General features: G+C 66.1%; 18 protein-coding genes and 1 pseudogene. 12 read left to right on the top strand and 7 right to left on the bottom strand.

What is annotated here, in order from left to right; all coding sequences use genetic code 11:
* Nucleotides 1-41 precede the first annotated feature (41 nt).
* Genes otsB through ASE50_RS02160 form a run of 3 tightly spaced genes read left to right on the top strand, consistent with a single transcriptional unit; the run spans nt 42 to nt 3,957 of the window.
* On the top strand, nt 42-785 hold the full coding sequence (gene otsB / locus ASE50_RS02170) for a trehalose-phosphatase (protein WP_056394914.1): 744 nt from the start codon (nt 42-44) through the stop codon (nt 783-785).
* Nucleotides 782-2,578, top strand: a complete 1,797-nt coding sequence (locus ASE50_RS02165; RefSeq protein ID WP_056394912.1) for a glycoside hydrolase family 15 protein — start codon at nt 782-784, stop codon at nt 2,576-2,578. The genes otsB and ASE50_RS02165 overlap by 4 nt, the downstream gene beginning before the upstream one ends.
* Nucleotides 2,575-3,957, top strand: coding sequence for an alpha,alpha-trehalose-phosphate synthase (UDP-forming) (locus tag ASE50_RS02160; protein WP_056394910.1), 1,383 nt, complete (start codon nt 2,575-2,577; stop codon nt 3,955-3,957). Before ASE50_RS02165 ends, ASE50_RS02160 begins: the two co-directional genes overlap by 4 nt.
* Before the next feature lie 230 nt (nt 3,958-4,187).
* Here the strand turns inward: ASE50_RS02160 and ASE50_RS02155 are convergent, their stop codons facing one another.
* Nucleotides 4,188-5,708, bottom strand: a complete 1,521-nt coding sequence (locus ASE50_RS02155) for a fumarate hydratase (protein ID WP_056395654.1) — start codon at nt 5,706-5,708, stop codon at nt 4,188-4,190.
* Nucleotides 5,709-5,825: 117 nt separating this feature from the next.
* Here ASE50_RS02155 and ASE50_RS02150 point away from each other — a divergent pair, with 117 nt between their 5' ends.
* The 6 genes from ASE50_RS02150 to ASE50_RS02125 all read left to right on the top strand — a co-directional run bounded on the left by ASE50_RS02150 (nt 5,826) and on the right by ASE50_RS02125 (nt 15,843).
* Nucleotides 5,826-7,874 carry an EAL domain-containing protein gene (locus tag ASE50_RS02150; RefSeq protein WP_162236148.1) on the top strand — a complete coding sequence of 683 codons (2,049 nt, stop codon included), beginning with the start codon at nt 5,826-5,828 and terminating at the stop codon, nt 7,872-7,874.
* A 59-nt stretch (nt 7,875-7,933) separates the two neighbouring features.
* Nucleotides 7,934-10,072, top strand: a complete 2,139-nt coding sequence (gene ligA, locus ASE50_RS02145) for an NAD-dependent DNA ligase LigA (RefSeq protein WP_056394906.1) — start codon at nt 7,934-7,936, stop codon at nt 10,070-10,072.
* Nucleotides 10,073-10,224: 152 nt separating this feature from the next.
* Entirely contained in the window at nt 10,225-12,717 is a 2,493-nt protein-coding gene (locus tag ASE50_RS02140; RefSeq protein WP_056394904.1) for a TonB-dependent receptor, read from the top strand.
* Nucleotides 12,718-12,863: 146 nt separating this feature from the next.
* Nucleotides 12,864-13,964 (top strand): sensor histidine kinase, encoded by a 1,101-nt coding sequence (locus tag ASE50_RS02135; RefSeq protein WP_056394902.1) that lies wholly within the window; start codon nt 12,864-12,866, stop codon nt 13,962-13,964.
* Nucleotides 13,961-14,773 carry a LytR/AlgR family response regulator transcription factor gene (locus ASE50_RS02130; protein WP_056004324.1) on the top strand — a complete coding sequence of 271 codons (813 nt, stop codon included), beginning with the start codon at nt 13,961-13,963 and terminating at the stop codon, nt 14,771-14,773. Before ASE50_RS02135 ends, ASE50_RS02130 begins: the two co-directional genes overlap by 4 nt.
* 137 nt (nt 14,774-14,910) lie before the next feature.
* A complete protein-coding gene (locus tag ASE50_RS02125) occupies nt 14,911-15,843 on the top strand; it encodes a rhodanese-related sulfurtransferase (protein ID WP_056395651.1) in 933 nt (310 codons plus the stop codon).
* A gap of 118 nt (nt 15,844-15,961) precedes the next feature.
* Here ASE50_RS02125 and ASE50_RS02120 read toward each other — a convergent pair whose 3' ends face one another.
* Complete coding sequence (locus tag ASE50_RS02120) at nt 15,962-16,252, bottom strand: DUF3297 family protein (protein WP_056394900.1); 291 nt, start codon at nt 16,250-16,252, stop codon at nt 15,962-15,964.
* Nucleotides 16,253-16,327: 75 nt separating this feature from the next.
* Nucleotides 16,328-16,774, bottom strand: coding sequence for a hypothetical protein (locus ASE50_RS02115; protein WP_056394898.1), 447 nt, complete (start codon nt 16,772-16,774; stop codon nt 16,328-16,330).
* 140 nt (nt 16,775-16,914) lie between these two features.
* Between ASE50_RS02115 and ASE50_RS02110 the strand changes: the two genes are divergently transcribed.
* Nucleotides 16,915-17,313: an EVE domain-containing protein gene (locus ASE50_RS02110; protein WP_056394895.1), complete on the top strand. Its 399-nt coding sequence runs from the start codon at nt 16,915-16,917 to the stop codon at nt 17,311-17,313.
* Nucleotides 17,314-17,541: 228 nt separating this feature from the next.
* On the opposite strand, the gene ASE50_RS02105 is transcribed toward ASE50_RS02110, so the two are convergent.
* The gene (locus tag ASE50_RS02105; RefSeq protein ID WP_056394893.1) at nt 17,542-18,822 is read right to left on the bottom strand and encodes an MFS transporter; all 1,281 of its coding nucleotides are present in this window, start codon (nt 18,820-18,822) and stop codon (nt 17,542-17,544) included.
* A 450-nt stretch (nt 18,823-19,272) separates the two neighbouring features.
* Nucleotides 19,273-20,061, bottom strand: a complete 789-nt coding sequence (locus ASE50_RS02100) for a 2-keto-4-pentenoate hydratase (RefSeq protein WP_056394891.1) — start codon at nt 20,059-20,061, stop codon at nt 19,273-19,275.
* Nucleotides 20,062-20,179: 118 nt separating this feature from the next.
* Here ASE50_RS02100 and ASE50_RS02095 point away from each other — a divergent pair, with 118 nt between their 5' ends.
* Nucleotides 20,180-21,217, top strand: coding sequence for a LacI family DNA-binding transcriptional regulator (locus tag ASE50_RS02095; RefSeq protein ID WP_056395648.1), 1,038 nt, complete (start codon nt 20,180-20,182; stop codon nt 21,215-21,217).
* A gap of 148 nt (nt 21,218-21,365) precedes the next feature.
* A complete protein-coding gene (locus ASE50_RS02090) occupies nt 21,366-22,898 on the top strand; it encodes a carboxylesterase/lipase family protein (RefSeq protein WP_056394889.1) in 1,533 nt (510 codons plus the stop codon).
* Here ASE50_RS02090 and ASE50_RS19340 read toward each other — a convergent pair.
* Both ASE50_RS19340 and ASE50_RS19335 read right to left on the bottom strand, forming a co-directional pair.
* Nucleotides 22,895-23,137: a cupin domain-containing protein gene (locus ASE50_RS19340; RefSeq protein WP_321163359.1), complete on the bottom strand. Its 243-nt coding sequence runs from the start codon at nt 23,135-23,137 to the stop codon at nt 22,895-22,897. The genes ASE50_RS02090 and ASE50_RS19340 overlap by 4 nt on opposite strands.
* Before the next feature lie 144 nt (nt 23,138-23,281).
* Nucleotides 23,282-23,938: pseudogene (locus ASE50_RS19335) on the bottom strand (ThuA domain-containing protein); the annotation flags it as partial.
* Between the last annotated feature and the right edge of the window lie 7 nt (nt 23,939-23,945).

Raw genomic sequence — 23,945 nt, 5'->3', positions numbered from 1 at the left:
CCTGCGAAACGATTCACGGTCACGCCGCGTTCATCGGCACGATGCCGTACCAAGACCTTCCCGCTCCGCCCGCCGGCCTGCTCGACGATGCCGGCCTGTTCCTTGATTTCGACGGCACGCTGGTCGAACTGGCCGATCGCCCCGATGGGGTGGTGGTCGGCGACGATCTGCACGCGCTGCTGCAGCGACTGGCCCGACGGCTGGACGGGCGGGTAGCAATCGTCAGTGGCCGGTCGGTTGAGCAGATTGACGGCTTTCTGGGACGGACGATCGCCGACTATGCGGTAGTCGGCAGCCATGGCGCCGAAATCCGGCCCGCCGGGGGCACCACCCTTCTGCCCGATCGCCCGGCCAGTCTGACTGCGGCCGAACATGCATTTTCCGATCGCTTCGGCGACGACCCGCGCATCGTGATTGAGATCAAGACTTTAGGCGTCGCGATCCATTATCGCGGCGCTCCCGACGTCGAACAGGAGGCACATGCGCTGGTCGATGCCTTCGCCCAGCGCGACGGGCTGACGACGCAGGCCGGCAAGATGATGATCGAATTGCGCATGGACGGCCATGACAAGGGCACGGCGATCGCGACGCTGTGCGAGAATGCGCCATTTGCCGGGCATCCGCCGATCTTCGTCGGCGACGACCTGACCGACGAACCGGGCATGGTCGTTGCGGCGCACCATGGCGGGGCCAGCATCCTGATCGGGGCCATGCGCGATACCGCTGCGACCTATCGACTGGACGATGTCGCTTCCTTCCTCGACTGGCTGGAGAATAACGCATGACCGCGACGATGGACCTGTGGCCGATCGGGAATTGTCAGGTATCGGCGCTGGTCGACCGCAACGGGCGGTTCGTATGGGGATGCCTGCCGCGCGTCGATGGTGATCCGGCGTTTTCGTCGCTGCTCGACGACCGGCGGCGCGGATCGGACGGGGCTTACGGCTTTTGGGAAGTCGATCTCGACGGCTGTGTCGAGACCGAGCAGAGCTATATCCGCAACACGCCGGTGCTGGTCACCCGCCATACCGATGCGGCGGGCAATGCGGTCGAGGTCGTCGACTTCTGTCCGCGCTTCAAACGGCACGACCGGATGTATCGCCCCGTCGCCTTTTGCCGGATCGTGCGGCCGTTGTCGGGCTCCCCGCGGATTCGAATGCGCCTGCGCCCGTCGATCGACTGGGGCAGCGCCCCCGCCCCGCGCACCCGGGGGTCGAACCACATCCGCTATCTGCTGGATGGCGAGGCGATCCGGCTGACGACCAGCGCACCGGTCGGCTGGATCGAGGACGAACGGCTGTTCCGCGTCGAACGCACGCTGCATTTCTTCCTCGGCCCGGACGAGAGCTTTTCGGACGAAATCCCGGCATCGATCGAACGGATGCTGAAGAACACCATCGATGAATGGCGTCACTGGGTCCGCGGCCTCGCCACGCCGGTCGAATGGCAGCAGGCGGTGATCCGCAGCGCGATCACGCTGAAGCTGTGCCAGCATGAGGAAACCGGCGCGATCGTCGCCGCGCTGACCACGTCGATCCCCGAACATGCCGATAGCGGGCGCAACTGGGACTATCGCTACTGCTGGATTCGCGACGCCTATTATACGGTGCAGGCATTGAACCGCCTCGGCGCGCTCGACGTGCTGGAGGGGTATCTCGAATATCTGCGCAACATCGTCGACAATGCCGCCGACGGGCAGATCCAGCCACTCTATGGCGTTGGCGGCGAGGCGACGCTGGTCGAGCGCGAGGCCGAGGGGCTGGACGGCTATCGCGGCATGGGGCCGGTGCGCGTCGGCAACCAGGCCTATGAACAAGTTCAGCACGACGCATACGGCCAGATCATCCTGTCCAACGCGCAGGGGTTTTTCGACCAGCGGCTGTTCCGCGTCGGCAAGCAAGCCGATTTCGAAGCGCTGGAGCCGATCGGCGAACGTGCCTGGGCCGCGTATGACAAGCCCGATGCCGGCCTGTGGGAATTGCGCACCAAGAGCCATGTCCACACCTATAGCGCCGCGATGTGCTGGGCGGCGTGCGACCGGCTGGCCAATGTCGCGGGCACGCTCGGCCTGCACGACCGCGAGACCTTCTGGCGCGACCGCGCGACCGCGATGCGGACCAAGATCGAGCGCGAGGCATGGCGGCCGGAGACGAACCGCATGTCGGCGACCTTCGGCGGCGACGATCTCGACGCCAGCATCATCCAGCTGCTCGACCTGCGCTTTCTCGAACCCAGCGACCCGCGCTTCATCGGTACGCTGGAGGCGGTGGAAAAGGGGCTGCGGCGCGGCAGCCACATGCTGCGCTATGCGATCGAGGATGATTTCGGCCTGCCGCACACCGCGTTCAACGTCTGCACCTTCTGGCTGATCGAGGCGCTGCACGCGACCGGCCGCGACGAGGATGCGCGCGAATTGCTGGAGGAGATGCTGTCGCGCTGCACCCCCGCCGGGCTGTTGTCGGAGGATATCGACCCCGAAACCGGCGAACTCTGGGGCAATTACCCGCAAACCTACTCGCTGGTCGGCATGATCAATTCCGCCGTCCTGCTGAGCAAGTCATGGAATGTCGTACGATGAGCCGATTGATCGTCATCTCGAACCGGGTGCAGGCTCCCCAGCCCGGCACCGGCGGCGGGGCGCAGGGTGGCCTTGCCGTCGCGCTCAACGCCGCATTGGCGGAAGAGGACGGCATCTGGTTCGGCTGGTCGGGCGAGACCAGCGACAATCGCGAGCTGCGCTTCCAGACCTATGGCGGCGTCACCAGCGCGGTGATGGATCTGTCCGAACAGGACGTCGAGGAATATTATGACGGCTATGCGAACCGCACGCTGTGGCCGCTGTTCCACTACCGCCTCGACCTGACCGAGTTCGAACGCGATTTCCAGGGCGGATACGAACGCGTCAACCGGGTGTTCGGTGAACGCATCGGCCCGCATGTCGAGCCCGACGACCTGATCTGGGTCCATGACTATCACATGATCCCGCTGGGCTGGGTGTTGCGGCAACAGGGGATCACCAACCGCATCGGCTTCTTCCTGCACATTCCGTGGCCGCCGCGCCGGCTGCTGACCGCGCTGCCCGATCATCGCCGCATGGTCGAGGCGCTGTTCGCCTATGACGTGGTCGGGTTCCAGAACGAGGAATGGCTCGACAGCTTCTTCAACTATGTCCGCGAGGAGATGGACGGGACGATCGACGGCAACCGGGTCACCGTCGGCGGACGCACCATCTGCGCGATCAGCTGCCCGATCGGGATCGAGGCGAAGGACTTCATCGCCGGTGCCTCCGGCCCGGTGGCGCGCGCGGCGCAGCTGAACCAGCTCGAAAGCGCGGTCGGACGCAGCCTGATCGTCGGCGTCGACCGGCTCGATTATTCGAAGGGGCTGCCCGAACGCTTCGCCGGCTACGAACGGTTCCTGCAGAACCATCCCGATCGCCGCGCACTGGTCTATCTGCTCCAGATCGCGCCACCGTCGCGGACCGCGGTGCAGACGTATCGCGACATCCGCAACACGCTCGAACAGCAATCGGGCCGGATCAACGGCGCGTATGCCGATACCGACTGGGTGCCGATCCGTTATGTGAACAAGGGCTATCCGCGCGAGGTGCTGGCCGGCATCTATCGTGCAGCCCGCATCGGGCTGGTGACTCCCTTGCGCGACGGCATGAATCTGGTCGCGAAGGAATATGTCGCGGCACAGGACCCGCGCGATCCGGGTGTGCTGGTCCTGTCGCGCTTTGCCGGGGCGGCGCAGCAGCTGTCGGTCGGCGCGCTGATGGTCAACCCGTACAGCGCCGAGGACGTAGCCGATGCGATCGACAAGGCGCTGCGCATGCCCCGCGCCGAACGGATCGAGCGGTGGCAGGCGATGATCGACAATGTCGTCGACGAGGATGTGATCTGGTGGCGCAAGCGGTTCATCGATGCGCTGACGGCGGAGACGAACGACGCCTGAGCCGGCCTTTCTGGTTTAACCCGGCGTCCCGCTTTTTTGCTGCCGTTGCGCAGAAGAAGCGGGACCCCGGATCAAGTCCGGGGTGACGTCTTGGGATGGGGCGGCGCCCACTTGCTCCCCTCCCTGACGAGGGAGGGGTTGGGGGTGGGTTGGCCGGTTGTGGAGCGCTTCCATTCCCTCGCAGGCCGACCCACCCCCGCCCCCTCCCTTCCAGGGAGGGGAGAAAAACCTCACGCCCCTTCGAGCAACCGCTCCTTCGCGATCTTCTCGCGCCACACCAAGGGGGCGAGATGGTGGACGTTCTGCCCTTCGCTATCCACCGCGACCGTGACCGGGAAGTCCTGCACCTCGAACTCGTAGATCGCTTCCATGCCAAGGTCCGCGAACCCGACGACCTTCGACCCCTTGATAGCGCGCGCGACCAGATAGGCCGCGCCGCCGACCGCCATCAGATACGCCGACTTGCGCTCGGCGATCGCCTTGGTCGCATCGGCACCGCGTTCGGCCTTGCCGACCATCGCCAGCAGCCCCTGATCGAGCATCATGCGGGTGAACTTGTCCATGCGGGTGGCGGTGGTGGGACCGGCCGGGCCGACCACTTCCTCGCCGACCGGATCGACCGGCCCGACATAATAGATCACGCGCCCACGGAAATCGACGGGCAACTCCTCGCCCTTCGCCAGCATGTCGGCGATCCGCTTGTGTGCGGCATCGCGACCGGTCAGCATCTTGCCGTTCAACAGCAACCGGTCGCCATGCTTCCATGTCGCAACGACGTCGGGGGTCAGCGTATCGAGGTCGACGCGGATCGCCGCCTTGTCCGGGGTCCAGTTGACGTCGGGCCAGTCGGCAAGGTTCGGCTGTTCGAGATAGGCCGGGCCGCTGCCGTCCAGCGTGAAATGCGCGTGGCGGGTCGCGGCACAGTTGGGGATCATCGCGACGGGCTTCGACGCGGCGTGCGTCGGCCAGTCGAGGATCTTCACGTCGAGCACCGTCGACAGCCCACCCAGTCCCTGTGCGCCGATGCCGAGCGCATTGACCTTGTCCATCAACTCGATCCGCAGCGCCTCGATATCGGTCTGGGCCCCACGTTCCTTCAACTGGCCCATATCGATCGGGGCCATCAGCGATTCCTTGGCCAGCAGCATCGCCTTTTCGGCGGTGCCGCCGATGCCGATGCCGATCATGCCCGGCGGACACCAGCCCGCGCCCATTTGCGGGATCATCTCCAATACCCAGTCGACGATCGAATCGCTGGGGTTCATCATCTTGAACTTGGACTTGTTTTCCGAGCCGCCACCCTTGGCCGCGACATCAACATGCACCTTGGTCCCCGGCACCATTTCGACGTGCAGCACCGACGGGGTATTGTCCTTGGTATTGCGCCGGGTGAACGCCGGATCGGCGAGGATCGACGCGCGCAGCTTGTTCTCGGGGTGGAGATAGGCGCGGCGGACGCCTTCGTCGACGACCTCCTGCAACGACCGGTCGCTGTCGAGGCGACAATCCTGCCCCCACTTCACGAACACGGTGACGATGCCGGTATCCTGACAGATCGGGCGATGCCCCTCGGCACACATCCGGCTGTTGGTCAGGATCTGCGCGATCGCGTCCTTGGCGGCCGGCGAGGTTTCGGCGGCATAAGCCTCCCCCAGCGCGCGGATGTAATCCATCGGATGGTAATAGCTGATGAACTGCAGCGCATCGGCGACGCTGTCGATCAGATCGGCTTCGGTGATGGTGACGGTCATCTGCAGGTCCATATCGTTCGTTTTCCATTCTGCCCTACAGGCAGGAAGCGACCGCGTGCAAAGAATTCGTTCACGTTGCGCCGCTATCATCGCCCCGACACAGCAAGGGACGGGCAGTTGGCGATCGGCGGAATGAAGGCGACGTTGCGATCGTGGGTACAGCGGCCCGACGATTCGACCGGCCTGTCCGCCGAGCGTGCCGTCCGGCTGTTGCGCGAGGCGGAGGATCACGGCCCGAACTGGTTCTGGCAGACCGATCGCAACGGCCGCGTCGCCTATCTGAGCGACAAGATCGCAAACGTATTCGCCGCGGCCGATATCGACCCGGTCGGTGCCGTGCTGGCCGACCTGTTGCGGATCGCCGGGGGCGAATCCGGACGCGACGATCCGGAACGCACGCTCGCCTTCCACCTGTCGGCGCGTACCGCCTTCACCGACTATGCCGTCACCCCGGCCATTCCCGGCGATCGCGACTGGAGCTGGAGCGTATCGGGCAGCCCGTTCACCGATCCGTTCGGCCGGTTCGAAGGGTTCGTCGGCACCGGCACCGACATGGCGGCGGTGCGCGAATCGGATGCGGAGATCACGCGCCTCGCACTGTTCGACAGCCTGACCGGCCTCGCCAATCGCCAGCGGATGCACATCTCGCTCGAACAGACGCTGGCGCAGCCGGGCTATGACGGCACCGCGCTGTTCCTGCTCGATCTCGACCGGTTCAAGGCGGTGAACGATACGCTCGGCCATCCGGTCGGCGATGCTCTCCTGAAGCAGGTCGCCGAACGGCTGCTCCGCGTCGTCGACGATGCCGGGCTGGTCGGGCGGCTGGGCGGCGACGAATTTCAGGTCGTCCTGCCGCGGATGGGCAACCGGACGCAGATGGCGACGCTGGCGCAGGCGATCATCGCGTCGCTGTCGCAACCCTATTTCCTGAGCGGCCATACGGTATCGATCGGCTGTTCGATCGGCATCGCCGTGTCGCCCGACGACGGGGCGACCCCCGACGCGCTGGTCAGCCACGCCGACCTCGCGCTCTATGCCGCCAAGGATGCCGGACGCGGCGTCCACCGCTTCTTCCACGATGCGCTATTGGACGGTGCCCGATCGCGCCAGCAGATGGCCGACGACCTGCGCGTCGCGCTGTCGCGCGACCAATTGCGCATCGTCTATCAACCGGTCGTCGCGCTGGCGGACGGGCGGATCACCGGGTTCGAGGCGCTGGTACGCTGGGACCATCCGACGCGCGGCACCGTGCCGCCGCAGGATTTCCTCGGCGTGGCGGAGGAATGCAAGCTGACCGGGCAGATCGGCGAATGGGTCCTGCGCACCGCCTGTCACGATGCGGCGTCATGGCCGGAAGCCATGCGGCTGTCGGTCCCGTTGTCGGGCGCGCAGCTCGCCGATCCGGCGCTGACCGCGATCCTGACCAATGCCGTCGCCCGCGCCGGCCTGCCCGCCGAGCGGCTGGAACTGAGCATCGCGGAGGCGAGCGTGCTGCGCGACCTGCCCGCCGCCATCGCGACCTTCGCGGCGTTGCAGGGGATCGGCATCTGCCTCGCCCTCGACGATTTCGGGGCGGGACAGGCGTCGATGACCTGCCTGCGCCGCGTGCCCTTCGACCGGATCAAGATCGACCGCTCGTTCGTGCGCGGCGTCAGCGATCCCGAAGGGCGCAACGCCGCCGTGGTCCGCTCGATCGTGACGCTTGCCGAACAGCTCGGCATTGCGACGACGGCGCGGGGCATCGAATATCATGACGAGCTGGCGGTGCTGCGCGACCTTGGCTGTACCGACGTACAGGGGCCGGTCTATGGCGCGCCGCTCGACGGGGCCACCGCCGCCGCGCGGTTGTCGGCCGATGGCGGCGCGTTGAGCCCGCAGGGGCCGAAGGCCGAACGCGCGGCACGGACGCGGATGCTGCGGTCGACCACGATCGAACTGGGTGGCCGCAGCCGTCCGGCGCGCATCCGCGACCTGTCGACCACCGGTGCGCTGATCGACCTCGTCGATTTCGGCGAAGCGGCGATCGGATCGATCGTCCGGATCGATACCGGCGGCGGCCACTGGGCGGCGGCAACGATCCGCTGGGCGGAGGACGGCCGCGCCGGCCTTCATTTCGACCGCCCGATCGTGGTCGAACGCCGCGTGACCATCCGCCGCAAGGAATGAAGCGCCGACGCCGCCCTTCCCCTTGATCGCCGGCCCGCCGACCGGGTAGCGATCCGGACATGACCACGCCCCCCCTGCCCGCCACACCAGCCGAAGCCGCCGCCGAACTGGCCGAACTGGCCGAACGGATCGCCGAGGCCGATGCCGCCTATCACGGGGCGGACGCGCCGGTGCTGACCGATGCCGAGTATGACGCGCTGGTCCGGCGCAATCGCGCGGTCGAGGCGGCGTTTCCGACGCTGGTCCGCACCGACTCCCCCTCGCTCCGCGTCGGCACCGCGCCGTCGGGCCATCTGGCAAAGGTCGCCCATGCCCGGCCGATGCTTAGCCTCAACAACGCCTTCGCCGATGCGGACGTCGCCGAATTCGTCGCCAGCATCCGCCGCTTCCTGCGCCTGTCCGACGACGAGGCCGTATCGCTGACCGCCGAGCCGAAGATCGACGGCCTGTCCGCATCCCTGCGCTACGAAGGTCGCCGGCTGGTCCGCGCGCTGACCCGCGGCGACGGCGCTGTCGGGGAGGACGTGACCGCCAATGTCGCGACCATCGGCGACATTCCCCAGACGCTGCCCGCCACCGCGCCCGACGTGTTCGAGGTCCGCGGCGAGGTCTATATGGCGAAGGACGATTTCGCGGCGCTCAACGCCCGCCTGCTGGCCGATGCGATCGATCCGGCCAAGGCGCGCCAGTTCGCCAACCCGCGCAACGCCGCCGCCGGATCGCTCCGCCAGAAGGACGCCAGCGTCACCGCCGCGCGCCCGCTCAAATTCCTGGCGCATGGCTGGGGCGAGTTTACCGCCCTCCCCGCCGATACCCAGGCCGGCGTCGTCGCGGCACTCAAGGACTGGGGGTTCCCGATCGCCGACGCGTTCCAGCGTTGCGACGGAGCGACCGAGGCGCTGACCGTGTATCGCGCGATCGAGGCGGCACGTGCCGACCTGCCGTTCGATATCGACGGCGTCGTCTACAAGCTCGACCGCCTCGACTGGCAGGAGCGGCTGGGCTTCGTCGGCCGCGCGCCGCGCTGGGCGATCGCGCACAAATTCCCCGCCGAACGCGCGCAGACCACGTTGAAAGCGATCGATATCCAGGTCGGCCGCACCGGGGCGCTGACCCCCGTCGCACGGCTGGAGCCGGTGACGGTCGGCGGCGTCGTCGTCACCAACGCCACGCTGCACAATGCCGACGAGATCGAGCGACTGGGCGTGCGTCCCGGCGACCGCGTCGTCGTGCAGCGTGCCGGCGACGTCATCCCGCAGATCGTCGACAACCTGATGCGCGACGATGTCCGCGATCCATGGGCGTTCCCGACCATATGCCCCGAATGCGGCTCGCTCGCCGAACGCGGCGAGGGCGAAGTCGTGGTGCGCTGCACCGGCGGCCTCGTCTGCCCGGCGCAGCGGGTCGAACGGCTGATCCATTTCGTCTCGCGTCACGCCTTCGACATCGCCGGGCTGGGGCTGGTGCGGGTCGAGGAGTTTTTCCGCGACGGGCTGATCGCCTCGCCCGCCGACATCTTTCGCCTCCACACCCACCGCGAAGCATTGGTCCAGCGCGAGCGTATGTCCGACCTTGTCGTGACCAAGCTGCTCGCCGCGATCGACGCGCGTCGCACGATCGGGCTCGACCGGTTCCTGTTCGCGCTCGGCATCCGCCATGTCGGCGAGGTGACCGCGCGCGACCTCGCCCGCCGCTGGACCTCGGCGAACGGGTTCGCCGCGATGATCCGCCGCGCGCTTCATGTCCGCCGCATCACCCAGCCGGCGATCGGCGAGAACGACCGGAAATTCACGCTGCGCCGCGGCCGCGCGCTGGTCGCCGCGGTCGAGACGGCGGGGATCGGCCCCGAAGTCGCCGACGCGTTGCTCGCCTTCTTCGCCGAGAAACATAATCGCGACGTCGTCGCCGACCTGCTGCGCGAAGTCCGCCCCGACGACATCGCCCATACGACGACGCAGAGCGAACTGACCGGCAAGACCGTCGTCTTCACCGGCAAGCTCGAAACGCTGAGCCGCGACGAGGCCAAGGCGCAGGCCGACGCGCTGGGTGCCCGCGTCGCCGGGTCGGTGTCGAAGAGGACCGATCTGGTCGTCGTCGGCGCCGATGCCGGATCGAAACGCGCCAAGGCCGAGGAACTGGGCGTCCGGGTGATCGACGAAGCGGCATGGGCGGCGATCGTATCCGGTGTGACGACGTGACGTTTTTGCAACGCATCAAAACAGACTGACACCCCCGCTTCCGGTTGTCGCAAAATAGAAATATGGGACGTTCATTGGCACCGGGACGGTGAAAGACACCGCCTGAACCAGCGTACGAGCCGCGCCACCCATTTGCGATTCCAGAGGGACCTATGAACACCAAGCTTTATGCCGGCGTGGCCTTTGCCGCGCTCCTGCTCCCGGCCTCGGCCTTCGCGCAGTCGACCGGTTCGACCGACTTCGAATCCGACGACATCGTCGTGACCGGCACGCGCGCCGACAATGGCGTCGACGGCATCAAGATCCCCGACAGCCCCAAGGCGCGCGTCGTGCTGGATCAGGAATTCCTTGCCAAGCAGACCCCCGGCAACACGGTGCTCGACGCACTGAACATCGTTCCCGGCGTCAACTTCACGCAGAGCGATCCGTTCGGTTCTTCGGGCGGTAACATCCGTATCCGTGGCTTCGACGGCAACCGCGTCTCGCTGACCTTCGACGGTTTCCCGCTGAACGATTCGGGCAACTACGCGATCTATTCGAACCAGCAGCTCGATCCCGAACTGGTCGACGAGATCAACGTGAACCTCGGCGCGACCGACATCGACAGCCCGACCGCATCGGCGGCTGGCGGCACGATCAACTATCGCACGCTGATCCCGTCGGAAACGCTGTCGGCGACGATGGTCGCCTCGTACGGCGATTTCGATTTCCACCGCGTGTTCGGCCTGATCGAAACCGGCAACCTGACCTCGTTCGGCACCCGCGCCTTCCTGTCCGCGTCGACGGCGTCGAACGACAAGTTCCGTGGCCCCGGCGAAATCCGCAAGCAGCAGTTCAACGCCGGCATCTATCAGCCGCTCGGCGACAATGGCGACTTCATCCGGGTGTCGGGCCATTACAACGAGAACCGCAACAACTTCTATCGTGCGGTATCGGTGGGTGACATGCGCACCCTGTTCGGCACCGGCGTGATCCCGGCGAACGCCAGCGCGTCGCCCGCCAATCCGATCCGCATCGATCTGAACGAACAGCAGTTCGAAACCGTCAACAATTTCGAGAACAACGAGTTCTGCAACCGTCCGACCCCCGTTCGCGGTACCGCCCAGAACGAGGCGCAGGGCGACGCCGCGAACTGCTCGAATTATTACGGCATTCGCGTCAACCCGTCGAACACCGGCAACATCCGCGCCAACTCGCGCTTCACATTGTCCGACAAGCTGACGCTGACGCTCGATGGTTCGTACCAGTATACGCTGGCCCATGGCGGTGGCACCTCGACGCTGGCCGAGAATTCGGCGCGTGCAAAGGGCGGCCTGACCACGTCGGCGGGCGTCGATTTCAACGGCGACGGCGATGTCCTCGACACCGTCCGCTTCTTCTCGCCGAACATCACCAACACCAATCGTTACACCGGCATCGCATCGCTGCGCTACGACATCACCGAAGACCAGCGCGTCCGCGTCGCCTATACCTACGACAATGCCAACCACCGCCAGACCGGAGAATGGGGTAACCTTTTCTCGAACGGCATGCCCGAAGACATCTTCTCGGGTCGTAACGGTCGTCCGGTACTGACCGCCGATGGCTTCACTATTAGCCAGCGTGACCGTGAATCGACCGCGCTCCTGAATCAGGTGTCGGGCGAATATATCGGTCGCTTCTTCGATCGCGCCTTCACGCTGCAGGTCGGTTTGCGTGCGCCATTCTTCAAGCGCGACCTCCAGACCAACTGCCCGATCGAAGCACGCGGTTCGGGCTTCGCCTATTGCACCAGCGAGCCGCTAACCTCGCTGCGCATCATCGCGCCGAACGCCGTCGTACCGACCACCGGTGCCACGCCATATTATGCGCCGTTCGCGACGACCTATAAATACGATGCGATCCTGCCCAACGCCGGTTTCACCTATAACTTCGCCGATACCAACGTCAGCATGTTCGGTAGCTATGCGAAGGGCTTCTCGGCGCCGCGTACGGACAACCTGTATCGTGCGCCATTCATCGACGTGCAGCCGGAAAAGACCGACTCGTTCGATCTGGGTCTGCGTTACAATAGCCGCATGGTGCAGTCGCAGCTGACCGGCTGGTACATCAAATACAAGAACCGCATCGTGTCGTCCTTCGACTTCGATCAGGGCATCTCGTTCGACCGCAACATCGGCGCCGTGGACAGCTATGGCTTCGACGGCACCGTCACCGTGCGTCCGACCAACTGGCTGGGCCTGACGGCGATCGCATCGTACACCCACACCGAGTTGCTCTCGAACGTGCAGACCACCGGTACCGCCGTTGCGCAGACCAAGGGCAAGGCCGTACCGGAGATGCCGGAATGGCAGTTCGGCGGTCGCGCCGAATTCAACTACGGTCCGGTCAATGTCGGCGTACAGGGCAAGTGGGTCGACGAACGCTTCCTGACGGACCTGAACGACGTGGTGGTCGGTGCCTATACGCTCGTCGATCTCGACGCGCGCTTCAGCCTCGAACAGTACGGCCTCGCCAAGACCAACCTGTCGCTTAACGTCCGCAACCTCTTCAACGAGCGGTATTTCGGCAACATCAGCACGCAGGTCGACGCGTCGTCGGGCAACCCGAACCTGTCGGTCGGCTATCCGCGCACCGTCATCGGTTCGATCAAGTTCGGCTTCTAAAGCCAACCGGACCAACCGACGCGAACCGCCGTCCCGGCAACGGGGCGGCGGTTTTCGTTTGGGGCGGCTTTGCGCTACAGCCCGGTTTCCATCCCGGCCCCGCCGCGATATGACGGCGACAAGGGGCCATAGTTGCGACGGAGCGCATGACGCTTAAGCCCGCCATTTTCTCGCGCCCCTTCTTCGAACAGAAGAACCGCGCCTTCTGGCTGCTGCAGGCCGCCGGCTGGACCGGCTATCTGATCCTGCGCTCGGTCTCGACGCTGTCGAACGCCGCGTCGCTCAAAAGCGTGCTGGCGAATATCGTCGAGGTCATCGTCGGCTATTGCCTGACGCTGCTGATGAGCGTGCTGTACGGCTATTACCGCTCGTTGCCGCGCGTGCCGGCGATCTTCCTGACGCTGTGTACTCTGTCGGCGGCGACCTTCGCCTATTCGCTGATCGACGCGTTCGTCTTCACCTTCATCCGCAACGTGTCGCCCGATGTCAGCTTCTCGCTGGTGCTGGGGACGCTGTTCATCAATTTCACGGTGCTGGCCGGCTGGTCGGCCGCCTATTTCGGCATCAATTTCTATCTGGTCGTCGAACAACAGGTCGACGAAATGCGGATGCTGGAGATGCAGGCATCGTCGGCACAGCTGGCTATGCTGCGCTATCAGCTGAACCCGCATTTCCTGTTCAACACGCTCAATTCGATCTCGACGCTGGTGCTGCTCAAACAGACCGAGAAGGCGAACGTGATGCTCAGCCGGCTCGCCTCGTTCCTGCGCTACACGCTGGCGAACGAGCCGACCGCGCACGTGACGCTGGAACAGGAGGTTGAAACGCTGAAACTGTATCTCGATATCGAAAAGATGCGGTTCGAACATCGCCTGCGCACCGAATTCGATATCGACGCCCGTGTCATGCACGCGCGGCTGCCCTCGCTGCTGCTCCAGCCTCTGGTCGAAAACGCGATCAAATATGCGGTGACGCCGCAGGAGGATGGGGCCGATATCGCGATCACCGCTCGACTGGCCGGGGATCGGGTGCAGATCGCCGTTTCCGATACCGGCCCCGGCTTGATCGACGGACCGAAGCGGCCGACGCTGTCCACCGGTGTCGGCATACAAAATATCCGGGACCGGCTGGCGCAGGCCTATGGCCCCGACCATCGGTTCGACACCCGTTCGGGAGGCGGGGGCGGATTCGTGGTCGAGATCGAACTGCCGTTCCAGACGCAAGACGTTACCAAAGAGGCTGCATGACCATCCGTACCATCCTTGTCGACGACGAATCGTTGGCGATTCAGGGCCTCGAACTGCGGTTGCAGGCGCATGACGATGTCGAAATCATCGACAAATGCCAGAACGGTCGCGAGGCGATCCGTTCGATCAAGACCCACAAGCCCGACCTCGTCTTCCTCGACATCCAGATGCCCGGTTTCGACGGCTTTTCGGTGGTGCAGGGGTTGATGGAGGTCGAACCGCCGCTGGTGGTCTTCGTCACCGCCTATAGCGATCATGCGATCCGCGCGTTCGAGGCGCAGGCGGTCGATTATCTGATGAAGCCGGTCGAGGAATCGCGCCTCGCCGACACGCTCGACCGCGTGCGCCAGCGCCTGTCGGAAAAGCGCGGGCAGGCTGAGGTCGAAAAGCTGAAGGAAGTGCTCGCCGAAGTCGCCCCCGACACCGCGGCGGAAATGGAAGCGGCCGATGGCGGCGGCGACGATGCGCACGGGGCCAATCGCTTCGAAAAGCTCATCAACATCAAGGATCGCGGCCAGATCTTCCGCGTCGATGTCGACACGATCGAGATGATCGAGGCGGCGGGCGATTACATGGTCATCAACACCGGCGACAATTCGCTGGTGCTGCGCGAGACGATGAAGGACCTCGAAAAGCGGCTCGACCCGCGCCGGTTCCAGCGCGTCCACCGTTCGACCATCGTCAACCTCGACCTCGTCAAGCAGGTCAAGCCGCACACCAATGGCGAATGTTTCCTGATCCTCGAATCGGGCGCGCAGGTGAAGGTCAGCCGGTCGTACCGCGACGTGGTGGCGCGCTTCGTCCACTGAAATTTGGTTCGTGATCGTCGCCCTTGGCCGTCATCCCAGCGAAGGCTGGGATCTCCCGGTAATGCAGCGCGCCGCTCGCCGCGCGAGACCCCTGCCTTCGCTGGGGCGACGTTTCCGATGGAATGGATCAGACCCTGATGGCTGAGATCACCGTAGCGGCGCTCTACCGCTTCACGGACGTTGCCGATCCGCCAAGCGTTCGCGATGCGATGGAACAGCTATTGGCGGCGCAGGGCATCCGCGGCACGCTGCTGATCGCGCCCGAAGGGATCAACGGCACCATCGCCGGCAGCGCGGACGGCATCGCCACCGCACTGGCCGCGATCCGCGCCTTGCCCGGTTGCGCCGACCTGATGCCGAAATTCAGCACCGCCGACACCATGCCGTTCCACCGCCTGAAGGTCCGCGTAAAGCGCGAGATCGTGACGATGGGCGTGCCCGGCACCGATCCGACCAGAATCGTCGGCACCTATGTCGCACCCGCCGAGTGGAACGCGCTGATCGCCGATCCATCGACCGTCGTGATCGACACCCGCAACGCCTATGAGGTGAAGGTCGGCACCTTCGCCGGCGCGGTCGATCCGCAGACCGACAGCTTCCGCGACTTCCCCGACTGGTTCCGCGCCAATCGCGACACGTTGCTGGCGGGCAAGACGCAGGTCGCGATGTTCTGCACCGGCGGCATCCGCTGCGAAAAATCGACCGCCTTCCTGAAAAGCGAAGGCGTGGGCGCAGTCTACCACCTCGACGGCGGCATCCTGAAATATCTGGAAGAGGTCCCTGCCGACGCCAGCGCGTGGCAGGGCGAATGCTTCGTGTTCGACGAACGCGTCGCCGTCGGCCACGGCCTGACACAGGGCACCCACGACCTGTGCCGCGGCTGCCGCATGCCGGTCAGCCCGGAGGACCGAACCTCACCGCTGTTCGAGGAAGGTGTGCAATGCCCCGCCTGCGCCGGCACCCGCGACGCAGCGACGCTCGCGGCCAAGGCGGAACGCCACCGGCAGGTGACACTGGCAGCGCGACGCGGCGAACAGCATGTCGGCAAGCGGATGGAACGGGACGTTTAATCTCCCCTCCCTGACAAGGGAGGGGTCGGGGGTGGGTCGGTCCGCGAGGGAGCGTTACGCCCACCCCAAGCCTACCCACCCCCAGCCCCTCCCTTGTCAGGGAGGGGAGCAGGATAGCTTACTCCGCCTCGTCGCCCTTGGCTTCGTCCGCGACAGCCTCTTCCCCTTCGGCCGGCGTCTGGAAATACGCTTCGACCGGCCCGGTCAGCTTGATGGTCAGCGGCTGGCCCTTGCGGTCGACCTTCTTGCCCAGCCCGACGCGGATCCACCCTTCGGAGATCGAATATTCCTCGACATCGGTGCGCTCGGCACCCTTGAAGCGGATGCCGATGCCGCGCTCCAGCACGGGCTGGTTGAAGTGCGGGCTGCGCGGATTGATCGAGAGGCGATCGGGGGGCGTATCAGTCATGGGCGCGGCCCATGCCGCAAAACGCCCCGCGCGCCAAGTGCAAAGGGCGGAAGGACCTGCCCCCCGCCCCCGCCATCAGTTACAGACCCGGACGCGAACCATCTGGTCGTAATAGGGGTCGTAGCGCCGTTCGACCCAGCACCGCTGATAGTCGTTGTAGCGTTGGGCATAATAACCGTCGTTCGGATAGAATCCGCGCTGCTGATAGAACCGATCGTCGTAATTATAGGCATAGCCGCGATCGCGATAATAACGGTCGCGATAGCGCCGGTCGTTCGCGCCCGATGCCAGCGCCGCGCCGATCGCCAGGCCGGCGATTCCCGCAACGACGGCCGTACCGCCATTGCCGCGATTGCGGTTCCAGCCCCGGTTCCAACCGCGATCATGGCCGCGATCATAGCCGCGATCCCATCCCCGGTCGTATCCGCGACGCCACTGCGCCTCGGCCGGAGCAGCAGCGGCGGTCAGCGCGGTCGCCGCCAGCGACAGCCCCAGGCCCGCCTTGGTCAGCAAGGTCTTCATGCCAATCTCCTCAAGTGCGTGGGGGCCGTGCCGCCCCTGTCCACGTCGACGCACCTGCGCCGAGGATCGGGTCATGGCAGGCAGCGACTGAACGCACGCGGAATGCTATATTCACCCGCGGTTTATCATGGGGGTTCGACATGGCGTACTGGCTGCTGAAATCCGAACCCGACAGCTATGGCTGGGACGATCTGGTCAAGGACGGCGGCACCGAATGGGACGGCGTGCGCAACCATGCCGCCGCCAGGCACCTGCGCGCAATGGCGGTCGACGACCGCGCGCTCTTCTACCATTCGGGCAAGGACAAGGCGGCGGTCGGCATCGCCCGCATCGCGCGTGCGGCGCAACCCGATGGCGACGAAGGCTGGGTGTCGGTGCGGGTCGAACCCGACCAGCCCCTGCCCCGCCCGGTGACGCTGGCAAAGATGAAAGCCACCGAGGACCTGAAAGACATGGCGATGCTGCGCCAGTCGCGCCTGTCGGTGTCGCCGGTAACGGATGCGGAATGGGACGTAGTGATGGGATTGGCAGGGGAATAGGCCCGCTCACCCCCTGCCCGTCCGTTCGGTTCGAGCAGTTTCGAGCGAAGTCGAGAAACGTCCGTCGAGAACGGGTTGCCCCAAACGCCGAGTTCTCGACGGTCGCTTCTCGACAGGCTCGAGGCTGCTCGAACCGAACGGGATGGTTGGGGAGAAACCATCCCTGACCGTTCGTGCTGAGTAGCGGCTACTCGGGACGAACGGATGGGGCTGATCCGCAGCGGATCGTTACGCCCCCTCCACCCGCGCCAACCGTGGCGACAACACATGCACCAACGCCAGCGCCACGAAATACGCCGACCCGGCGACGAAGAACAACGGCGCATAACTCCCGATCCCGTCGAGCACATAGCCGGCATATTTCGCCATCAACATGCCGCCGACCGCGCCGACCGTCCCGCCGATCCCGACCACCGATCCGACCGCCGCCCGCGGAAACAGGTCCGACGGCAGCGTGTAGAGGTTGGCCGAAAACGCCTGATGCGCCGCCGTCGCAATGCCGATGACCAGCACCGCCACCCACAGATTGTCGATCGACTGTGCGAACAGCACCGGCAGCACCGCGAACGCGCACACCAGCATCGTCACCTTGCGCGCATAGTTGACGGTCCGCCCGCGCGCGATCAGCCGCGACGACAGCCACCCGCCGGCCACGCTGCCCAGGTCGGACAACAGATAGATCGCGACCAGCGGCGGCCCGAAACTCAGCAGGTCGAGGTCGTAGCGATCGCCCAGATAGCCCGGCAGCCAGAACAGGAAGAACCACCAGATCGGATCGATACAGAATTTGCCGAGCGCATAGGCCCAGGTCTCGCGCTTCGCGATCAGCCGCCGCCACGGCAGCGGCTGCACCGGATCGGCCGGGTCCTGTTCGATCCACGCCAGCTCGCCCGACGACACCGTCCGATGCTCGCGCGGCGATCGATAGAAGGCCAGCCACGCGACCAGCCAGACGAGGCTGACGACGCCCGTCACGACGAACGCCATGCGCCAGCCATAGGCGACGGTCAGCGCCGGCACCGCCAGCGGGGTGATGATCGCGCCGACATTCGCGCCGGCGTTGAACACCCCGATCGCAAAGGCGCGCTCCTTGGCCGGAAACCATTCGGTCACCGCCTTGATCCCCGCCGGGAAATTCCCCGCCTCGCCGATGCCCAGCCCGAACCGCGCCATCGCGAACTGCGTCACGCTATACGCCCCGCCATGGGCGATATGCGCGATCTGCCAGACGACGAAGGCGACGGCATAGCCCATGCGCGCGCCGATCACGTCGACGATCCGCCCGAACCCGATATAGCCGATGGCATAGGCCATCTGGAAAAAGAAGATGACGTTGGCGAAGTCGGTCTCGGTCCAGCCGAGATCCTCGGACAGCGTCGGCTTCAGCACGCCGATCATCTGCCGGTCGACATAGTTGATGACCGTCGCCATGAACAACAGCGCGACGATCCCCCAGCGATACCGCCCCGCGCGGCTCACCGCGCGTTCGATGCCGTCAGCCTCAGCCATTATCCGCCTCCACTTGCCTGTTGCGATCGGCCTCCCGACCGATGTTCACGCGCCCCCTTGTTCGGAGGTCTCGCTTGGGTATGCCCCGCATACCATGGGCCGGCCCGCGCCGCCCGATATCCCGCCAAAGGCGGAACGCTAAGGACGGATCACCGCCCTCCCCCAACCGTCACCCCGGGCTTGACCCGGGGTCCCGCTTCTTCCTCGCCGGCTGCCGCTTTTTCGAGCGTAGCAGGGAAGCGGAACCCCGGCCCAATGCGAAACCTCCGCGAACGTCCCTTCCTGTACCCCGGCGAAGGCCGGCGCCCAGTTGGGGGACCGTCGGCAAGGTGCGCAAAAGCCTTCCCAACTGGACCCCGGCCTTCGCCGGGGTACGACGGGTTTCGAGTAATCGAGCGACTTTCGCAGAAGTCTCGCGCAAGGCCGGGGGTACGAAGAGCAGGTCCACCGTCAATCAGCCACCGGCCCGGCCGCGACGATACCACACGCAACGCGCATCGCCCCGAAATCCGCCTCGAACCGCTGCCACGGCGCGATCTCGTGCACGCCGGTCACCGCGCCAGACGACACCCACTGTCCCGGCTCCAGCGTCCGCCCGCGCGCCGTCAGACAATCGATCAGAAACGCGACCGCCCCGATCGGCCCGTCGAGCATCGTCCGCGCCGTCGCGCGGCCGACGACCGCGCCGTCGATCCGCGATTCCACCGGCCAGTCGAGGAACGACAGGTCGCGCCATCCCGGCACTTCCTCGCCGACCAACAGCCCGAAATTATTGCCATAATCGCTGATCGTGACCAACGGCCCATCGGCGTTGATCCCCGGATAGGGCGAGCTGGCGATTTCGATTCCGACATGCACCGCGTCGACCAGTTCCAGCGCCTGTTCGGGCGTCAGCCCGCTCAGCCCCGCCGAGCTTCGCCCGATCCGCACGCAAAATTCGGCCTCCGCCGCGGCAAAGCCATCGGCGATAACCGGCAATGCCTCGGCCTCGGTGCCGACCACCTGATCGGCAAAGATCGGTCCGGCCAGCCGGTTGCTGCCGAGCGTCGCGTCGAGCGGCGGGTTGATCCGTCCGACTTTCCATCCGACGATCTGCCGGCCATCGAGTGCGATCGCGCGGTCCTGAATGGCATAGGCATCGGTCAGGGTCGTCGGCCGCTCGCCCGGATAGGTCGGCAGGCCCCGTGCCTGCTGCCGCGCGCCGACGAAAGCGTGCGCGATCCGATCGCGATTATCCATGCGACTTGCCTCTCCTGTTACTGCCGAAAGCGTAATGGAAACCGGTGTCAGTCACAAGCGCGAAGAATCGTCCGGGCGGGACATTGGCGGATGCCCCGACCCCCGCTATCGCTGCGCCATGAAGAAAAGCGGCCAACCGACGATCAACGACGTCGCCCGACTAGCCGGTGTCTCGAAAAAGACGGTCAGCCGCGTCATCAACCAGTCGCCGCTGCTGAACAACGACACGCGCGAAAAGGTACAGGCGGTCATCGCCGAACTGGGGTACATCCCCAATCCGCAGGCGCGGGCCCTTGCGCTGCGCCGCAACTTCCTGATCGCGCTGATCCACGACAATCCCAATGCGCAAATGGTGCTGCGCGTGCAGCAAGGGTTGCTGGAGGTGCTGCGCGACACCGAATTCGAACTGCTGGTCCACCCGGTCGATCGCGGTGCGCCCGACATGCGCGACGAAATCCGCCGCTTCCTCGAACGGCAACGCCCGTACGGGGTGATGCTGCTGCCGCCCATTTCCGAAAACGATGCGCTGGCCGAACTCTGTACGCAGATCGGCTGTCGCTATGTCCGCATGGGCTCGGCCGCGTTCGACGATCCCGCGCACATGGTGTCGTCGAACGATCGCGAGGCAGTGCGCGGTGCGATCGAACATCTGCTTGCCGCCGGCCATCGCCGCATCTGCATGATCGCCGGCCCGCACGGCTTCCGCTCGGCGTTCGAACGGCAGCAGGGCTATGAAGAGGCGATGGAAGCCGCCGGTCTCGGCGTGCAGCGGACCTGGATCGCGCAGGGCAATTACCAGTTCGAATCGGGGATGCGCGCCGCCGAACGGTTGCTCGACCTGTCGCCGCGCCCGACCGCGATCTTTTCCTCCAACGACGAAATGGCGGCGGGCGCGCTGCATATCGCCCGCCAGCGCGGACTGGACGTGCCCGAGGATCTGTCGATCGTCGGCTTCGACGACACCTCGATCGCCTCGCACCTCTGGCCGCCGCTGACCACCGTCCGCTGGCCGATCGCGACCATGGCCCGCGCCGCCGCCCTGAAACTGATCGGCGAGGACGACGAGGACGGCACCGAACCCACCGAACCCGCCGAACCGACGATGTTCGTCTCGACCCTGATCCGCCGCGCCTCGGTCGGCAAGCCGCAGGCCTGACTTGCAGCGACTGATGACACCGATTACCATTACGCCCTGTCGGTAGCCGTAGACCGTCGCTCCGGCGAAGGCTGGGGCCTTTCTCCACGAGAGCGCGGCCCGACGCCATCACCGGCAAGGACCGGCATCGGACGAAAGGGAGAGGATCATGACCCCATCGACCACCCGCCGCGACGTAATCGCCGGCGCCGCCGCCCTCGCGCTGGTCCGCCCCGCTCATGCCGCGCCCGCCGACCCGGTCGTCACCGCCCCCGCCGGCCGCTGGAGGGGCAGCACCGAAGCTGGCGTCCACGTCTTTCGCGGCATCCGCTACGGCACCGATGCCAGTCGCCAGCGATTCCAGCCGGTTACCGCCCCCGCTCCCCTGCGCGACCTACAGGCGGCAACGGCATTCGGCCCCTCCTGTCCGCAACGTGCCAACATCGGCGACCAGAACGAAGACTGCCTGTTCCTCAACGTCTGGACGCCCGACGCCCGCGCCGGTGCGAACCGGCCGGTCATGGTCTATCTTCACGGCGGTGCCTATTCGAACGGTACCGTCGTCGAACCGCAGGTCTACGGCCACCATCTGGCGGCATCGGGCGACGTCGTGGTGGTGACGGTCAACCACCGGCTGAATGCGCTCGGCTACCTCTATCTCGCCCGGCTCGACCCGCGCTTTCCCGACAGCGGCAATGTCGGACAACGCGATCAATTGCTCGCACTCCAATGGATACGTGGCAACATCGCCAACTTCGGCGGCGACCCGAACCGCGTGATGCTGTTCGGCCAATCGGGCGGCGGCGCGAAGATCGCGACCCTCTTGGCGATGCCCGATGCCCGCGGCCTGTTCCACGCCGCCGCGACCATGAGCGGGCAACAGGTCACCGCCTCCGGCCCCCTCAACGCCACCCGCCGCGCCGAAGCGTTCCTGACCCGCCTGAAAGCTACACCCGCACAAGCCGCAACCCTTCCCGTGGCCCGCCTGATCGACGCGCTGGATGCCGAAGACCCGATCCTTGGCGGCAGCGTATATATGGGGCCGGTGCTCGACATGCGGTCGCTGCACCGGCATCCCTTCTGGCCCGACGCGCACCCGCAAGGTCGCGCTATTCCATTGATTCTGGGCAATACCCGCGAGGAAACCCGCGCTTTCATCGCGCCGCCGCCCGACCTGAACTGGACCAGTCTGGCGGCGCGCATCGCCCCACAGCTGCGCGTCGACGCCCCGCCGGAATGGGTCGTGGCGCAGTATCGCGCGCAATTCCCGGCGATGACGCCGGACGACGTCCTGTACCGCGCGACCACCGCCGGGCGCAGCTGGCCGGGGCAGGTGATCGAGGCGGAGACCCGCGCCGCCGCCGGTGCCCCCGCCTGGGTGTATCAGCTCGATTACAGCTCGCCCGTCCGGCCCGGCGGTCGCGCGGCGCATACCGACGACATTCCGCTGGTCTTCGGCACGCTCGACGCGCCCGGATCGATGAGCGGCACCGGCCCCGCCGCCCGCGCGCTGTCCCGGCGGATGCAGGCCGCCTTCGTATCGCTGGCACGGCACGGCAACCCGGGCGCAGACTGGCCGCGCTACACCCTGCCCCGCCGCCAGACGATGCTGTTCGATACCGTCAGCCGCGTCGTCGACAATCCCCGCGGCTGGGAACGCGAACTCTTCGCCCGGTTCCCCTATATCCAGCCGGGGACCTAACGCACCGGCGCTGCCAACGGATAAGCGACGACCAGCGCCAATGGCCTGGTACCACGCTGGGCGATCCCGACCGACGCCCCGCTGTACAGATACACCGTAGTCCCCGCGCCAACCCGACGGGTAACGCCGTCGCTGGTCACCTCGCCTTCGCCGGTTACGACCTGATACACCTCGTCATGGTCGATCCGGTGCGGCCCGATCGCAGCGCCCTTGTCTAGCGTCCGGCGACGGAACTCCATCGTCCGCCCCGGCACCCGGTCGGTGATCCGCCACGCCGTGCCGGTTCCGATCGCGCCATGCGGCGGTGCCTCGCGCACGCGCGTCGACGCTTCGTCGATCACGATCATCGCCGGTGCCCTCGCCCGCCCGGTCGCCCAGTCCAGCGCGCCGCCGACATGCGCCAGCAGCCGCGGATCGGCCCAGTTTTCCTTGCGATGGCCCAGCCCGGTATAGAAAACGCGCCCCTGTCCGACACGATGCGCCCATGCCAGCGGCTTGGGGTTCACGTCGCTCGCGCCGATCGACTGCGGATCGAACGTCAGCAGCGAATCGAGATCGGTCGACAAATCGCGAAAGCCATACCACTCGTCGGGAATCCGGAACCGGTCGGGCAGCGCATCGATCGCCGGGTGGCGCCCGGCCGACCGCTTCACCTCCGCCTCCGGCACACCCGGCGGATGCTGGGCGAAGCGGCCGCCGATCATCTTGGCATACCATGGCCAGTTTTAGTGCGAGTCCGCCGCGGCATGGATCGCGACCACCCCGCCGCCGCCCTCGATATAGCGTTGCAGCGCATCGCGGCGCGGCCCGACGAACCATTCGGTCTCGGGACGCTTGGGATCGGTCGTCGTCGACACCAGCACGATCGCGGCATAGTCCATAGGCTGGTCGAGCACCGTCGGATCGTCACTCGCCACCGGTTCCAGCCCACGCTCGCGCGCCAGCCGGTCGAGCGCGGCGACGGCGGTCGGGATCGAATCGTGCACGAACCCGGTCGCCCGGTGGAACAGCAGCACGCGCGGCGCGGCGATGGCGGGCATGGCGCAC

This window comes from Sphingomonas sp. Leaf5, assembly GCF_001421155.1.
GTDB lineage: Bacteria > Pseudomonadota > Alphaproteobacteria > Sphingomonadales > Sphingomonadaceae > Sphingomonas.
Note: the sequence above shows the minus strand (reverse complement) of the source record. Positions and strands in the feature narration are given on the sequence as shown.